Origin of the sequence: Savagea faecisuis, assembly GCF_042675605.1 — a bacterium.
Classification (GTDB): Bacteria; Bacillota; Bacilli; order Bacillales_A; family Planococcaceae; genus Savagea; species Savagea faecisuis.
Genome location: NZ_JBHTJF010000030.1, coordinates 17,363 through 34,816, shown reverse-complemented (window position 1 = coordinate 34,816; position 17,454 = coordinate 17,363). Strand labels below are relative to the sequence as shown.

General features: G+C 40.5%; 12 protein-coding genes. All 12 read right to left on the bottom strand.

The genetic code is table 11. From position 1 onward, the window contains the following. Positions 1-51: 51 nt before the first annotated feature. The 12 genes from addA to secA all read right to left on the bottom strand — a co-directional run bounded on the left by addA (position 52) and on the right by secA (position 17,433). Positions 52-3,705 carry a helicase-exonuclease AddAB subunit AddA gene (gene addA, locus ACFQ0V_RS08880; protein ID WP_381012402.1) on the bottom strand — a complete coding sequence of 1,218 codons (3,654 nt, stop codon included), beginning with the start codon at positions 3,703-3,705 and terminating at the stop codon, positions 52-54. Beyond that, on the bottom strand, positions 3,702-7,175 hold the full coding sequence (gene addB / locus ACFQ0V_RS08875; protein WP_381012399.1) for a helicase-exonuclease AddAB subunit AddB: 3,474 nt from the start codon (positions 7,173-7,175) through the stop codon (positions 3,702-3,704). Before addB ends, addA begins: the two co-directional genes overlap by 4 nt. 64 nt (positions 7,176-7,239) lie before the next feature. Continuing rightward, positions 7,240-7,854 carry a TVP38/TMEM64 family protein gene (locus tag ACFQ0V_RS08870; RefSeq protein ID WP_381012396.1) on the bottom strand — a complete coding sequence of 205 codons (615 nt, stop codon included), beginning with the start codon at positions 7,852-7,854 and terminating at the stop codon, positions 7,240-7,242. Positions 7,855-7,911: 57 nt separating this feature from the next. Continuing rightward, positions 7,912-8,148, bottom strand: coding sequence for a CsbA family protein (locus ACFQ0V_RS08865; protein ID WP_381012393.1), 237 nt, complete (start codon positions 8,146-8,148; stop codon positions 7,912-7,914). Between the two features lie 9 nt (positions 8,149-8,157). Further along, positions 8,158-9,330, bottom strand: a complete 1,173-nt coding sequence (locus ACFQ0V_RS08860; RefSeq protein WP_381012390.1) for a PDZ domain-containing protein — start codon at positions 9,328-9,330, stop codon at positions 8,158-8,160. A gap of 100 nt (positions 9,331-9,430) precedes the next feature. Further along, a complete protein-coding gene (locus ACFQ0V_RS08855; protein WP_381012388.1) occupies positions 9,431-10,024 on the bottom strand; it encodes a TlpA family protein disulfide reductase in 594 nt (197 codons plus the stop codon). 124 nt (positions 10,025-10,148) lie between these two features. Then, positions 10,149-11,483, bottom strand: a complete 1,335-nt coding sequence (locus ACFQ0V_RS08850) for a murein hydrolase activator EnvC family protein (RefSeq protein ID WP_381012385.1) — start codon at positions 11,481-11,483, stop codon at positions 10,149-10,151. Between the two features lie 24 nt (positions 11,484-11,507). Then, positions 11,508-12,392: a permease-like cell division protein FtsX gene (ftsX, locus tag ACFQ0V_RS08845; protein ID WP_381012383.1), complete on the bottom strand. Its 885-nt coding sequence runs from the start codon at positions 12,390-12,392 to the stop codon at positions 11,508-11,510. Beyond that, on the bottom strand, positions 12,382-13,068 hold the full coding sequence (gene ftsE, locus ACFQ0V_RS08840) for a cell division ATP-binding protein FtsE (protein WP_381012380.1): 687 nt from the start codon (positions 13,066-13,068) through the stop codon (positions 12,382-12,384). Before ftsE ends, ftsX begins: the two co-directional genes overlap by 11 nt. 226 nt (positions 13,069-13,294) lie before the next feature. Continuing rightward, positions 13,295-13,645 carry a cytochrome c551 gene (cccB, locus tag ACFQ0V_RS08835; RefSeq protein ID WP_381012377.1) on the bottom strand — a complete coding sequence of 117 codons (351 nt, stop codon included), beginning with the start codon at positions 13,643-13,645 and terminating at the stop codon, positions 13,295-13,297. Positions 13,646-13,799: 154 nt separating this feature from the next. Then, a protein-coding gene (prfB, locus tag ACFQ0V_RS08830; protein ID WP_381012484.1) for a peptide chain release factor 2 occupies positions 13,800-14,901 on the bottom strand; the annotation gives its coding sequence in 2 pieces (ribosomal slippage) (positions 13,800-14,828 and positions 14,830-14,901; 1,101 coding nt in all). 27 nt (positions 14,902-14,928) lie between these two features. Beyond that, a complete protein-coding gene (secA, locus tag ACFQ0V_RS08825) occupies positions 14,929-17,433 on the bottom strand; it encodes a preprotein translocase subunit SecA (RefSeq protein ID WP_381012374.1) in 2,505 nt (834 codons plus the stop codon). Positions 17,434-17,454: the final 21 nt, after the last annotated feature.

The following is a 17,454-nucleotide window of genomic DNA, read 5'->3' as shown; positions in this document are numbered from 1 at the left end:
CCTTTTTTAAAGAACAATGCTCCCTCGGACAGGGAGCATCTATATGATTTATTATACAAGCTCAATCCATTCATTTAAATCAAAAGAAAAAATAAAACAATGAGCGACAGGACGTTTCGTAATTTGTTCTACACTCGATTTGTACGTCTGCAATTGGAATGTGTACCGTTTCATTAATTCTGTTCGCGCTTCTTCCCGTGTGCGATTATAAGCGACACGGTCTGTTTTATAGTCGACGATGTGAAGATTTCCTTCTTCATCTTCATATAAACAGTCGATGATCCCTTGAAGCAATGTCGCTTCTCCGTTCACTTCATATGAATACGTAAATGGAACTTCATTCCAAATCTTACGAGCATTCGCTAGTTTTTGTTGAATAATCGGCAATTGTTTCACGAGAGAATCTACATTTAATACTTGCGCTTCTTCGGTTGTTAGCAATTGACGCTGTACGAGATGCGCGATAAAGGACTGTAATTTTTCAGCATCGTAAGTTTCTTGGAAGTTGAGATGTTCCATTAAAGCGTGCACTGCTGTACCTTTTTCAGCACCTGACAACTTGCGCTCTTCTTGCATGAAAGATGGGCGCTCGTACGTCCATTCTTGTTGTTCTTGTGCAGGCTGTTGACGGAATAACTGCTCATCGTCAAACTGTTCAAGCATCGTCAACCGCTTCAATCCAGTGACCGATTGTTTCGACGGTGTTTCCGTTGCCGCTTCTGCGACGTAGGATTGTGTGAGCCATTGACTAAACTCGTCAGGAACTTCGATGACTTCCTCTTCTTCTCGCTCATCTATTTGCTCTTCTTGCTCTCTTGGAAGGAGTGCATGTGCTTCCCACATTGTAAACTTCCATTGTGAATCATTGATTAAAGGGGCACATATTCTTTCTTCCAATGGGAATTGCTCATGACGGACGAGTGCTGGTCCTAACCAAGCTAAATAACTCGACGCATTCGAACGAACGTAAGAAGGTAACAGTTGTTCATGCGTCAATTGAGCAGCTTGTTGCCAACCGTACATCGATGTTTCAAGATTTTTGACTGAACCGATTAAATGAAGATGTTCTTTCGCTCGCGTCATCGCTACGTATAAAATACGCATCTCTTCCGCACGCAATTCTAATTTTTTCTTTTCGGTTAAAGCATTGAACGGCAATGACGTATAAATGGCGCGTAACTTCGGATCAATCGCTTTTACTGCGATGCCGTGTTGTTGGTCGAATAAATATTTTTCACGTAAGTCGCGTTCGTTGAAATTACGCCCTAAACCTGCGACGAAAACGTACGGAAACTCTAATCCTTTCGAGGCGTGAATCGTCATTAAACGAACGACATTATCTCGATCCGTCACATGTTTAGCTACGCTTAAATCTTCCCCACGACTTCTCATCCGTTCAATGAAACGTAAAAAGCGGAACAATCCACGATACGACGTTTGTTCATAAGAACGTGCCCTATTTTGCAAAGCGCGAATATTCGCTTGACGTTGCTTTCCATTCGGCAAAGCTCCTACGTATTCGTAATAATACGTATCTTCTAAGATCGCTGTAATAAGTTCTGTGACAGAACCGTGTTGCGCGATATTTTTCCAACGCTCTACTAAATAGAAAAAGCGATTTAACTTTTCTAACAATGCTTCAGATTTCGCATGTCCTTCTTGTCTATATTGCTGTAATGCTTCAAAAAATGTATTTGAGCGCACTGTTTTACGAATATCACTCAACTCATCATTCGTAAAATTAAAGAACGGTGCACGCAACGTGCTTGCGAGTGGAATATCTTGATAACTGTTGTCGACGACTTGCAGTACGCTCATCATCACTTGTACTTCAATCGCATCAAAATAGCCATCTCGTAACTCAACGTATAAAGGAATATTCGCTCGTTTAAATTCTTCAGCGAACGTATTCGCCCACGTCATCGAGCGGAATAAAATGACGATATCTCGGTACTCCATTGGACGTACTTCATCTGTAAATGCGTCCGTCACTTCGGCTCCCTCGGCAATCAGTCTTTCAATTTGTTGAATGATTACACGCGCTTCTAAATGTTCACGCTTCATCTCTTCTTTCGGCGCTTCGATCGTTTCTTCATCTGATTCTGTGATGAGATGAACATGTACAGGCGCATGACGTGCTTCATAACGCGCACCGTACTTTAAAGATGCATCGTCATCATACACGATCTCTCCTACGTCTTCTCCCATCAGTTGAGAAAAGATGAAGTTTGTCGCTTGCAAAATTTCTGGACGGCTGCGGAAGTTCGCATTTAAATCAATTTTCGTTCCATATCCGTCTCGCGGCTCTTTCGTGAAGCGCGCATACTTTTGTAAAAATAATTGAGGTTCTGCCAGTCGGAAACGATAAATGGACTGCTTCACATCTCCTACCATAAATAAATTTCCATGTCCTTCACTATTACGCTTCACGAGTTGAATGATCGCTTCTTGTAGTAAGTTCGTATCTTGATACTCATCGACGAGCACTTCTTCAAATTTATCTTGATACAACTTCGCAATTTCGGACGGCTTGCGCACACCATCTTCTTCTGTCGTTAAAATGGCATATGCATAATGTTCTAAATCAGCAAAATCGACAATTGCACGTTCTCGTTTCGCTTCTTGATACGCTTCATAAAAGCGTTCCGTTACAACAGCGAGATGTTCAATTAAAGGATACATCTGTCGCATTTCTTCCAACAATCGCTCAGGAGGACGTACGAAGTAGCGGTCACGTAACGTTTCAATCGTTTCCTTCGCTTCTTTCCGTAATTCTTTCACGATTTCAGCAAGATGAGGGTCACAACTATCTTTTTTAATCGACGTTGCGCGGGTGAACTGGACACTCGTCACACTTTCATACATCGCCTGCCAATCTCTCTGCTTTAACGCTTCCGCTAAAGCGTGAACGATTTTTTCATCCGCTTCTACCGTCTTTATAAAAGCACTCGGTCCATCTGGTTGTTGAACGAGGTCACGCATCGCTTCGTACTGCATGCTCACTTCTTGTAAAGTAGCATCGAGGGAATCGAAAACGATGGACGTAATCGGCAACTGCTCAATTGCCACGTCTTCATCAATCGCATACAATTCAGGCAACGTACGGAGCCATCCAACTGGATCCGGATCTACCGCAGCATAGTCGTATAACTGTTCAATCATCGTTTCAATATCGATGTCTGAACGATCTGAAGAAAAGCTATCGACGAGCGCATATGTCAATTGCACGGTATCTTCTTCCCCGTACAATTGTTCAAGCACTTCACTTAATACATCTTCTCGCAATAAAGCGGCTTCCATCGTATCGGCGATGCGGAAAGCTGGATCAATATCAAGCATATATGCATACTGTTTGACGACGTGTAAACAAAACGAATGCATCGTTGAAATATGTGCCTTATTGAGTAAAGTTAGTTGTTTGCGCAACCGGTCATTATTCGGTTGGCGTTGCAGTTCTTCTTCTAATGCGCTCGCCATTCGTTGACGCATTTCTGCAGCGGCTGCATTCGTGAATGTCACGACGAGCAATTCGTCAACATCGATTGGATTGTTTTTGGCAATGACTTTTTCAATGAGGCGGGTAATGAGCACTCTTGTTTTACCACTTCCTGCAGCAGCGGCGACGAGCACATCACTTCCTGTACGCCATACCGCTTCCCATTGAGCATCTGTAAATGTCGTCGATTGTGGTTTTTCTGGGATCAATTCGATCGCTCCTCTCTCATTTTTTGTAACGCGCTTTTCTCATCTAATTTCGTTAAGTCTCGTCGTTCATAAATAGGGTCCGTTTCATCGTATTGACAAACGGCTCGATAATTACAAAATGTGCACGGTTTTTTCCCGTCGTACATGTAAGGATAGACGCGAGTATCTCCTTCAATCATACGATTGCCGGCTTGTTCATGCTTTTTAGAAACATGATTCATTAACACGTACATATCATCTTCCGCCAACACTTTTGAATGTGCATTTAATTTTCCAGCTTTCGTCAATTGAACAGGAACGACGTGCGATTTCGTACCGAATTCATTCAATACTTCATCCATCTCTTGAAGCACTGACAATTCGTTCGTCACATAACCTTTCATCTGGTAACTCGCTATTTTTTCAGCTGTAATTTGGTCTTCTTTTAATTCATCTGCTTGTATGAGTGGATTGTGCACGTGGAAGTAAAGCATTCCTGCAGGGTGCACTTCCTTCTCATACCAAATCGGCGCATGGACGATAGCCGCTTCTAAATACGTCAACATTTGTAAAGAAAGTCCGTAATAAACCGCACTTAAATCGAGCTTTTGTTCTGACGATTTATAATCGACGATGCGAATATATGTTTTATCTTCTTTTTCTAACGCGTCGATTCGATCAATGCGACCTCGTAACTCCATTTCGACATCATGTTGTAAACGAATGAGAAGTGGTGGCATATCATAGCCTTCTCCTGGGCCAAAACCTGCCTCTACTTTCACAGGTTGGAACATCGAGCGTCTCGCTTGCGTTCCTAATGCGCCGACCGTTTGCTCTATGAGTGATGTCAATTTACGCATAATATACGTGTAACGCGAGCTCGACAATAAAATTTGATGTACGAAATAAGGTGCGAGCTGTTGTAACGCTTCGTTCGCTAGTTCTGCGCTTAAGGCGTGATCAATTTCATGCCATGCGAGTTGGCGACGTTTAATTTCTTCATGGACATATTTTAAAGCTGCGTGGAATAAGTCCCCAAGTTGCGGTGGTTCAAGTGTAAATTGCGTTCGTTCTTTCAACTGCAAACCATAACTTGCGAAATGCTGGAATGGACATTTGTAAAACGACTCAATTCTCGACACACTCGATACGAACTTTTCTCCATACAACTGCTTCGTTATTTCTGGATGTAAGTATTGCTCTTGATTCCGTGAGACCGTTCGTTGCATCATTCTTTGTAAGATGACTTGAATGAAAGGGTCTCGTTGTAATTGTTCATAGACGTAACGCCAAAACATCGGCATTTGTTGAATATCATATTCAGCTACTCGCCACTTTTGAATAAAATACGTAAGTGATGTCGGCAATGTGACGACGTAACTTTCCGCTTCCTCTTGTAATTCGCTCACATCATTCACGACGTATTGAACAGGAATATCACTGACCATCTGTTTTAATTGTTCGATAAACATCGACGGTAATAGTGCTTTTCCTTCCTCGTCTGCTACGGCATAAGCGATCGTCACTTTTTCACGAGCAGCTGTTAAAGCGCGGTATAAATAGTACGTTTCTCGCTCTAACTGTTCGGTCGTCGATAATGCTAACGGATAACCGATCGATTCAAAAAATTCGCGTTCTCGATCCGAAAGCAATCCTTCATGATCCATGCGAGCTGGAATGACACCGTCGTTTACACCGATGACGTACAATAAATCAGGATTTGAAATGCTCGACGTTTCAAATGTCGTAATCGTCACTTGGTCGACTGCTGGTGGAATTTGACTAAATGTCAATGTTTCAAGTCCTTCATCTAAAATTGGAATCGCTTCTCGGATCGTCATCTCTCGTTCACCAAACATCATGTCGAATTGTTCTAAGACGTGTATCCATTTACGCCACGCTTGTTCGTGTTCGGATGCTTTTTCGAGAGAGCCATTTTCCGCTTCATTCTCTTTTAAACGCATTAAATGTTCAAAGACCTTCAATTGTTCGACCAATTCAAAGAGAGCTGTGACGATGACGCGCCCTGTCTGCTTTCCTTTCACCTTCGCTTCAAATGCTGCGAGAGGGACGCACATTCGGTCACGCATCTCTTGAATGATCGCCTGCTTCTCTAACTCTTCATCAGTTTGTTTGCGACCGATGGATTCTAAACCTCGATATTGAATGTAGGACCACCGCTCCTCATCAAACCAACGCTTTCCGACAATTCCACGCATTAATACGAAGTTTTCAAATTGTTCTCCCGACATACGCCAACGCTCAATAGACTCATCTACTGGATAAAATAACTCTGTTTTTAATGCGCGCATCATCGGCTCGTATGCCCAATTTGATTTCACGACATCCAATACAGAACGAGTCAATTCAATTAAAGGGTGATGGAGCATCGGCTTTTTCATACTTAAGAAAAACGGAATGCCGTAATGAGAGAAGCGCTGTCTTAATAAATCATCATACAACTCGGATTGGCGGTACATGACCGCAATATCTCGGTAACGTTTTCCATCCTTCACTTGTCGTACGATATCTCGTGCAACTGCGTCAATTTCCGCCTGTTGATCTTCCGCTTCAATGATAGCTAGAGAATCATCAGCAACTAATGATGTGACAGGGTAAGTGTCGAACATTTTCTCAACATGTTGCAGCGCTTGTTTTTGCGTGCGATGCATTTCTGTTAAAGTCAATTGTTCTTCAATGTTTAAATGATTCCGCTCGATCAATAGTTGCAGTTTGTCATACATTTTTCGCCCTTGCACAAATACGTCACTATATTCTTTTGCTAAATCTACTTGCACCGAAAAAGTAACAGATTGACTATTTAATACGAGTCCTTCAATAATCTCCATCTCACGCTCTGTAAAATCTTCGAAGCCATCGATATATATCGTCGCGCTTTTCAAATAATCGCTATTCGGAATCGCTTCTGCAAGTAAACGTAAATAACGTTCGCTGTCGACATATTGCGTACCGATATGTCCTTCTACACGCTCGGCGATTAAGCGTAAATCTTTTATTTTTCGAATGAGCGTTTCATTCATCTTTTCAGCAATCATCTCTTCCTCTAAACGAGCGAGCGCTTCGTGATCGATTCGGTAACGTTCAAACTCTTGAAGCATTCTCGTCAGTTGATCGATAAATCCTTGACGCGTTGCGACATTTTGAAATAGTTGAAGTTTTTCACGTTCTTCTTCCAAAATACTTCGAAGTAACATCGAATAACCGTACTGATCAATTTCTTGACGAGTAATACCTCCTTCTTGTTGAAGGATGCGCCATGCGAGACGTTTGAATGTTAAAACTTCTGCGCGAATGAGCCCCCCAAGGTCATATTTCGTCGTTAAATCATACTCCATCGAGTACGATTGTTGATCCGGTACGATAACAATCATTGGATCTCCGATAGGTGATTCTTTTAATGTTTCTGCAATTTCTTTTTGAATGAGCGTTGTTTTTCCGACACCAGCTCGACCTGTAATGATGCGAATCATTGCATTCTCCCCTTTCAAAAAAAGCTTACTCTCATTATACGCGAGAGTAAGCTCATGATGATGTTCATTTCTTCGTTAACTCATTAAAATCTTTTTCGACTTTTGCATTTAAATGCGCTTCTACACGCTTTCCGACAAACCAAAGGAGGGCGATAAATAGTCCAAGCAATGCTGTACGTAAAGGTTGTGTAAATAAGGCGCGTAAATCATATCCGATAAAACTAATCGTAAAAATCATGACAAATTTGCCCATCATTAATATGAATAAGTAATGTGTACGTTTTAAATCAGATAATCCTGCTACAAAGTTCACGAGCGCTGACGGAGTGAAAGGAAAACAAATGAGTAAAAACAGTGGGCCAAATCCATTTCGCTCCACCCAAAAAATTAACTTTTCCACTTTCGGATGTGTCGTTAAACGTTTTAAAATTTTATTGCGCCCGTATTTACGAACGAGTAAAAAAACCGCATAACTTCCAATCACTGTACCCATCCACGATAAAACAAAACCTTTCAACAATCCGTACGCCCCTGCATTTGCAAAGACGAAGACGAACAGCGGTAAAAAAGGTAAAAACGATTCAATCATCGGAAGCAATATTCCGACGAATGGACCGAGTGCTTTATATTTTTCAGCTAATTCCATCACATATTCAACATCAAACCATTGTTCCAGCATGTCTACACCTTCGTTCTTTCTACATTCAACATTATGACGTAGGAAAAATCAAAAAGTTCACTGCTTCGCTTCATGTACCATTCGTCTTGCGTACCAATAACCGACCGTTAATGATAAAGCATCTGCAACGTAAAGCCATAAGCTATGTGTATAACCTGCATAAACACTCGCTGCAATTAAAGCGAGCGTCAAAATAAGACCGACGTAATGATGAAAGGTCACTCGAGTAAAAAAGACGACGAGTATACCTGGCAAAAATAAGGCGAGCAATAACTTCGTTTCAAATGAATCCATTGTACTTCCCTACTTTCCATATGTCGCTTTTTCAGTCATAAACAATAACCCTAATTTAAAATGATCTTGCTCAAATAACACCGTTTGCTCTAGCCGTATTTCTTGGTCACGTCCTAACACTTGTAGACGACAATGTGCCGCATTTTTTTGGACCGCTTCGTAAAATTCTTTTTCATCATGAACTACTTGCTGATTAACTGAACGTATGACTTCACCAATTTGTAATCCCATTTGTTCTGCTGGACTATTCGGCAAAACACCTACGATCGGTAAGCCTTCATTCAAAGGTTTAACGAAAGCCTCATCTTTCCTTTCTTTCATTAAAGCGATAAATGAACGTAAAAGCGCAAACAATCCGACGACTCCTAATGCATAAATCGCTAAATCTACGTAAATTAAACTGACAACTCCTAAAATTAAAGAAAGAAAACTCAATTGAATGAGTCGTTTTCGTTCAATTTGTAATCCTTCTTTCGGATAAGTGGATAACCATTGACGTTGAAATCCGATAATATATGGGAAAAGTACGAATGCAAAACTCGTCTCTCCATAATTAAGTTGAGGCCAATAAGGAAGCGCCTCCACCCAACTTCCTGGAATGATGAATAGTATCGGTACGAGCCAAAGCTGTTTCATTCGAAATGCGCCAACATATCTTCCTCTCGCTGTTTTCTTTAAATGAGGAGATGGGCTACGTTTCATCAAATGCAACAATAAGATGGACTCTCCCATCAACAATATGGCACTAATAAATAAAAGTGATATTGCCAATTGATTCATACTGATCGACTGTTCAAATGTCGTTCCAAATAGCGTAAGTCCTTCTTCAACTTGTAAAAAGAAAAACATTGCAAAGAATGTAATAATTAACGGATAAATAGCTGATAAAAAAATGAAATTAAAGAAAAACAAAAGAATGAGCAATACCCCTGTCAATAAAAGTAAATATAAAGGACTAACAACAATTCCGATACCTACAAATAATATAGAAGCGAGTATTCCCACACCTAAACCTTTAAACATTCCTTCTTTCATCTCATCTAAACCGCTTTCGATACGAGTATAAAACTGGCTCCTTTCTCGTTTTACTCGTACATATCCGACTAAAATTAAACTAACTAAAGCGAAGAGCCAAATCGGGTTCATCATAAAATATTTTATACTTTCAATTATATATGTCATTGTTTACAACTCCATCATTTGCGATTTCTATTTGTTTATCATTGTATCAAATGAACTCCTAAATTGAAATTTTCGCGAAAAAAATAGACTTTTGATAAGTCTATTTTTCTTGTAATTGCTCCATTAATTGAATTAACTTCTTTTCATCAAGTGGACCCATAATTTTATATGCAATGACTCCATCTTGATCTAAAATATACGTCGTCGGAATTTGTAAAATATTGTATTCCTTCTTCGTATATCCTTCTTGATCTAATAAAATCGGAAATGTTAAACGATTTTTATTGACGAATGACTCAATTCCTTGACGTCCTTTTCGTTCATCGCTCGTTAAATTAACAGCTAACAATTCAACTTGATGTTCTTCTTTATACTCGCGATAATAACTTTCCATATGGGGCATTTCAACGCGACACGGACCACACCAAGAAGCCCAAAAATTTAGTATGACATATTGTCCACGGTAGTCATGTAATGAGATGACGTCTCCTTGTAACGACTTCAATTGAATATTCGGAGCGACATCTCCCCTTTGTAATCCTACTGCACCTTCTACTCGTTCATTATCAACGACCGCTTCTCCATGGTACGGCTCAATGTCAGCTAAATCGTTTAAACTTTCTTTCACTGTATAGATGAGCATCCCTACGATGATTGTAATAAATAGAAGCGATAAGACCGTTTGACGTTTCACGTATTGTTCACCTCTTCTTCATTCTTTGCTTAGCTTACCGCACTTTCATGAAAATTTAAATAATACGGTTTAAAAAAGCTAGAATTGAGAAAATGAATTCCTCAATTCTAGCTATGTGATCATCTTATAAAGAGACGAAACGTAATGGGTTCACAGCGCTTGGGCCACTTCCTGAGAATGTGCCAACATGCACTTCAAAGTGTAAGTGAGAACCTTTAGAGTTTCCTGTATTACCCATTGCACCGATACGTTGTCCTTTAGCCACTTGCTGGCCTGAGCTGACATTAATTCCAGATAAGTGAGCATATACTGTCGTATAAATTTGACCATTGATGGAATGTGTAATCATGATGACATTACCGAATCCTGCCATCCAACCTGCTTTTGATACGACTCCGTCTGATGCTGCTACAATCGGTGTACCGACTGAGTTCGCAATATCAATACCACGGTGTTGCTTCATAACACCTTGAATCGGGTGCTTTCTCCAACCGAAACCTGACGTGTAACGGCCGTTCGCCGGCTTTGTCCAAGATCCTGCTGAAACCGCTGGTATATTACCGGTTGATGAACTTCCAGATGAGTTACTTGACGAACTACTGCTTCCACCTGAGTTGTTTTGTTGCTGAGCTGCTAATGCTGCTTTACGTTCCGCTTCAATTTTACGAGCTACTTCCGCAAGGCGACGCTGTTCCGCAACAATTTGCCCTTCTAGTTCCTTACTCACTTCATATACTTCATGGAATTCTTCTTCTAACTCTGTCTTTTCTTCAGAAAGCTTTTGTTGCTCCGCTTCTAACTGGTCAACTAATTTATTTTGTTGTTGTTTTTGACCGTCTAATTTTGCCTTCAAATCTTTCAATTCTGCTTCTTGTTTCTCTAACTTCACTAATTTATCTTCAACGAGCTCTTTCTCTTCTTCTAATTGATCAATATCTGCTTGTTGCTGACGCATAATGTTACGATCTGCTTCGACTAAAGTAGTGACCGTTGAGAAGCGGTCGATGAAATCAGCAAAGCTACTCGCCCCAAGCAATACTTCGACATAGCTAACCGACGTGCCTCGCGTTTGTAAAGTACGTGCACGTTCACGTAAGACGACATCGCGTTCTTCGATTTTTTGCTCTAAGTCTTCAATCGATTCACGTAATTTTTCGATTTCGTTTTTCGTTTCTGCAATATTGTTACGAACTGTATTCATTTCTCCGTTCGTTTTTTCAATTTGTTGATTTAACTCTTTAATTTTCCCTAAAATATCATCAATTTTAGATTGATTTGTCGTGATGGCTGATTTCTTTTGATTAATGTTTTGTTGTAAGTTACTCTTCTTGTTATCCGCTTCTTTCTTTTGTTGTTGAAGCTCTTTTAAAGATGCAGCCGAGACATCCCCAGCCCCTAATGGAACTGTCGCTAACAATAGAGCAATTGCACCTGTATGTAACCAATTTTTCTTATTCAACTTCTCATGACTCCTCTCGATACTTTACACTTTTAAAAACTTACGGACAGACATAAAGCTACCCCAGACACCAATTAATACTCCGAGTAATAACAATAAACCATTCAACTGGAATAAAAATGGCGACGGGCTAAGCAATTGTAAAATCTCGTTCTTCAGCTGCGGGCTCAACCATGCATATAAACGATTATATGCGATAGATAAGACCGTCATCGGAATGATTGCCCCTAATATTCCTAGCCAAACCCCTTCTAATACGAATGGAATTCGGACGAATGAATTCGTCGCACCGACGAGTTTCATAATTTCAATTTCTGTACCACGAGCGTTAATCGTTAATTTGATCGTGTTCGAAATGAGGAACATCGCGGTAAATAATAAGCCAACGATCAAGACTAATCCGATATTTCGACTAATTTGAACGACATTGAATAATTTTTCAACCGTACCTTCTCCGTAAACGACATCGGATACGTAATTCAACTTCTCTAATTTCTTAGAAACTTTCGGCGTATCTAAAGGATCTGCTGTACGAATATAAAACGCATCCCCTAATGGGTTGCTCATTTTAAATAAATTAAATTCATCACCGTATGTAGAAACTAAATGTTCCAATTCTTCTTCTTTCGTCGCGTGTTCAATCGTTCCGATTTCTTTAATCGCTTTAATCTCTTCGGACAATTGTTCGATCGCTTCTTCATTCGCTGCTGGATCAACTGTTAGCTTAATTTCAACATTTTCTTCAATGTTATCAGCGAGAACACCTAAGTTCATCATGATGATGGTGAACACACCGACTAAAAATAAAGTGACCGTTACTGCACTGGCAGAAGCGAATGTCATCCAGCCATTCCGTCCTAAGCTTTTGAAACTTTCACGTACGTGACGTCCAAACGTTCTAGGCTTCATAACCGTAATCGCCTCCGTATTCATCTTTCGTAATTAATCCGCCTTCAATCGCAATAACACGATGGCGGATTGTGTTCACAATTTCTTTATTGTGTGTAGCCATGACGATTGTCGTGCCACGTTTATTAATTTGTTCAAAAATATTCATAATTTCCCACGATGTTTCAGGGTCTAAGTTTCCTGTCGGCTCGTCTGCAATGACTACTTTTGGCATGTTCACAATCGAACGAGCAATCGATACCCGCTGTTGTTCTCCACCCGACAATTCATGCGGAAACATTCTCGCTTTCGCTGTAAGTCCTACGAGTTGTAGAACATCGTTTACTTTTTTACGTATGCGACTCGGAGATTCTTCAATCACTTCTAAAGCGAACGCGACGTTCTCAAAGACGTTCAGCTTCGGCAATAGCTTAAAATCTTGGAAGACGACACCGATTTTTCTGCGCAAGTGAGGAATTTCCCTTCTCTTCAACTTGGATAAGTTGACTCCATCAATGATGACGTCCCCTTTTGTCGGACGCTCTTCACAATACATCATTTTGATGAAAGTTGATTTACCTGCTCCACTCGGACCGACGACATAAACGAATTCACCTGCTGGTATTTCGACGTTAATTCCGTTAGAAGCGACAACGCCATTCGCATATTTTTTATATACATCTTTCATCACTATCATTATATTCAAACCACCTGTTTTAGCTTTTCTTTCAAGCTCTACCTAGTTCTATTCATGTATCATTGTATCATGAAATAATTCAATACTACATTACAGTTATATTTCATTTACAATACAGCTTTTAAGCGCGACAAATCACACTTTTTTGTAAAATTAAAAAAATACCTCTCTTGTATAGTTCACACTACGACAAGAGGGGTATTTCGTTTTTATACAGGATTCTATATTATTTCTGTTCTGCTAACCAAGCAGCCATTTTTTCAGCGTCTTCGCCTTTCATCATTCCACCTGGCATTGAACCTTTACCATTTTCGATGATGTCGAGAATCTCATCTTCAGAGTATTTTGAACCTACTCCTACTAATGATGGGTTTGAGCTTTGACCTTCAAAGCTTCCACCGTGACATGATACACATGAAGCTGTGCTTACTGGTGCATCATCCATGTTAATTGAAGCTGTTTCTTCTGCTCCGCCTGCGTTTTCATTTGGTGTTTTATCACCGTCAGAATCGCCACCACCACAAGCACCTAATACTAATGTAGTTCCGAATAAGACTGCAAGTAATTTGTTTTTCACTTTGCATCCTCCTTTTATTATATGAGATTCATTGTTCATTATACCAAATGAGCGACCACTTTTAGACAAAAGCATCTTTAATTTTTCCAAAAAATATGCCTAATCGTCATGTGATTGTCATAATGATTATACCCATACAAACATAAACTAAACATTAAGAGATTTGAGAACGTAAATATGCGTTAATGAATAGATCAAGGTCTCCATCCATTACGGCTTGTACGTTTCCTGTCTCTTCGTTCGTACGGTGATCTTTCACCATATTGTATGGATGGAAGACGTATGAGCGAATTTGGCTTCCCCAGCCAATCTCTTTCTGTTCTCCACGAATTTCATCGAGACGCGCACGTTCTTCTTCACGTTGAATTTGATACAATTTCGCTTTCAATAAATTCATCGCACGTTCGCGGTTTTTAATTTGAGAACGTTCAGTCTGACATGTGACGATTGCTCCTGTCGGAATATGTGTAATACGAACCGCTGAATCGGTCGTGTTAACGTGCTGTCCACCCGCTCCACTTGAACGATACGTATCGATTTTCAAGTCTTCTGAACGAATTTCAACATCGATATCCCCATCGAATTCTGGCATCACTTCAATTGAAGAGAACGACGTATGACGGCGACCTGATGAATCGAACGGCGAAATTCGAACGAGACGGTGGACACCTTTTTCTGCCTTTAAGTAACCATATGCATTATGCCCTTTAATGGAGAGCGTGACAGACTTCACGCCTGCCTCGTCTCCCGCTTGATAGTCGAGCGTTTCAACTTTGTAGTTATGTTGCTCTGCCCAACGTGTGTACATACGCAACAACATCGAAGCCCAGTCTTGAGACTCCGTTCCACCAGCTCCTGAATGAATTTCAAGCACTGCACTATATTGGTCGAACTCGTCGCTCAATAACATTTGAAGCTCAAAGTTATCGAGCTTTTTACGGAATGTTTTCATATCCGCTGCTAGCTCTTCAAATAAATCTTCATCCATCTCTTCTTTAAGAAGCTCGTGCGTCATTTCGAGTTCTTCTTGAGTTTCTACAAGTTCTTTGTACGAATCGACAACAGCTTTTAACGCATTCGACTCCGAAATGATTTTTTGCGCTGCTTCTTGGTCATCCCAAAATGATGGGTCGACCATAATTTCATCCAACTCTTGAATGCGTGGCTCTTTGTTTTCTAAGTCAAAGAGACCCCCTGAAGTCCGCTATTTCACTAGCTGTATTGTCGAGCTCATTACGTATATCTGATAATTGAATCATCATGTTCCTCCTGAAATTATAAAATTAATTTTTGCCGTGACAGTTTTTATACTTTTTGCCGCTACCGCATGGGCAAGGGTCGTTACGTTTCACTGTTGATGTGCGACGTACAGGTTTTTGTTTCGGTCCTTCTCCGTCTTCTTTCGGGTTGACCGCTTGACCTTTCGCTACTTCTTCCCGCTCCAAGTTATTGCGAATTTCTGCTTTCATGACGTATTTCGATGCATCTTGTGCAATCGAATGGACCATCATTTCAAACATCGCAAAACCTTCTGATTGATATTCACGTAACGGATCGGTTTGACCGTATGCACGTAAATGAATTCCTGAACGCAATTGATCCATCGCATCGATATGATCCATCCATTTCGTATCGATTGCACGTAAGAGAACAACCTTTTCAAACTCGCGCATTTGTTCTTCACCGAGTTCTTGTTCTTTTTCGTCATATCGCACTTCAACTTGCTGCAAAATGAATTCGATTAACTCTTCTGCTGTTTTGCCTTCTAAGTCAGATTTCTCTAAAGTTCCTTCTGGCAATAAGTTCGCATGGACATAATCGAGTAAACCTTGTGCATTGTACTCGTTCTCTTCGCCTTCAAAAGCAGAATGAACGGTTTGATCGACGACACGTTCAATCATCCCTTCTAAAATTGGACGTACGTTTTCAAGTTCGAGTACTTCATTACGTTCTGCGTAAATAATTTCACGTTGTTGACGCAATACATCGTCGTATTGTAAAAGGCGTTTACGTGAATCGAAGTTGTTCCCTTCTACACGCTTTTGCGCAGATTCAACTGAGCGAGAGACCATTTTCGATTGGATTGGCGTCGAGTCATCCATACCGAGTTTCGTCATCATATTTTTCATTTGATCCGAACCGAAACGACGCATTAAATCATCTTCGAGTGATAAATAGAACTGAGTGACACCTGGATCTCCTTGACGACCTGAACGACCTCGTAACTGGTTATCAATACGGCGTGATTCATGACGCTCTGTACCGATGACAGCGAGTCCACCTAATTCTTTAACACCTTCGCCGAGTTTAATGTCCGTACCACGACCAGCCATGTTCGTCGCGATTGTAACCGCGCCTTTTTGACCAGCATTTAAAATAATTTCCGCTTCTTTTTCGTGGTTTTTCGCGTTTAATACGTTGTGAGGTACTTTCCACTTTTTTAAATACGCAGAAATAATTTCACTCGTTTCAATCGCTACCGTACCGACTAAAACAGGTTGTCCTTTTTCATGACGTTCTTTAATTTCTTCCGCCGCTGCCTTGAACTTTCCTTCCATCGTTGAATAAATCAAATCTGGACGATCGTCACGTACAATTTCACGGTTCGTTGGAATTTCGACGACGTTCATATTGTAAATATTGCGGAATTCCTCTTCTTCTGTTTTCGCTGTTCCTGTCATACCTGAAAGTTTCTCATACATACGGAAGTAGTTTTGGAATGTAATCGTTGCGAGTGTCATTGACTCGTTTTGAATTTCGAGTCCTTCTTTCGCTTCAATCGCTTGGTGTAAGCCGTCGCTATAACGACGACCTTCCATTAAACGACCTGTGAACGAGTCAACGATGACGACTTTGCCTTCTTGTACGACATAATCCACATCCGCTTGCATGCTAACATGCGCTTTTAGCGATTGGTTGATTGTATGGTTCAATGTCACATGTTCTAGGTCAAATAAGTTTTCAATATTGAATGCTTGCTCTGCTTTTTCAATTCCTGATTCTGTAAGTGTGACACCTTTTGTCGTTTCGTCGTATGTGTAATCTTCTTCTTTTTTCAATGTGATGACGAAACGATTGACCAATTGATACAAGTCTGCCGATTTTGCCGCTTGTCCTGAAATGATGAGCGGGGTACGCGCTTCGTCGATTAAAATCGAGTCGACCTCGTCAATGACCGCATAATGTAGTGGGCGCTGTACTTTATGTTCTTTATAAAGCACCATGTTGTCACGTAAATAGTCGAAGCCTAATTCGTTATTCGTACTGTACGTAATATCACAACAATACGCTTCTGCTTTTTCTTCTTTTGACATACTATTTAAGTTTAAACCGACCGTCAAACCGAGATAATTGTAAAGAACGCCCATCTCTTCGGCGTCACGACTCGCTAAGTATTCGTTCACCGTTACGACGTGTACACCTTTTCCTGTGAGCGCGTTTAAATAAACAGCTAAAGTAGACGTTAACGTCTTCCCTTCACCTGTTTTCATTTCTGCGATATTTCCTTCATGTAAAGCTGCAGCCCCGAGTATTTGAACACGGAATGGATGCATCCCTAATACGCGCTCTGACGCTTCACGTACAACAGCGAATGCTTCTGCTTGAATGTCATCTAATGTTTCGCCATTCGCTAAGCGCTCTCTAAATTGTGCAGTCATATTTTGTAGTTCTTGTTCAGACATCGCTTCCATCTTAGGTTGCAATGCTTCAACTTGATCTGCTACTTTCCCTAAACGTTTTAAATCTTTTTTATTCGGATCAAAAATTTTATTTAATAAGCCTAACACTTTTCGTCACATCCTCATTCA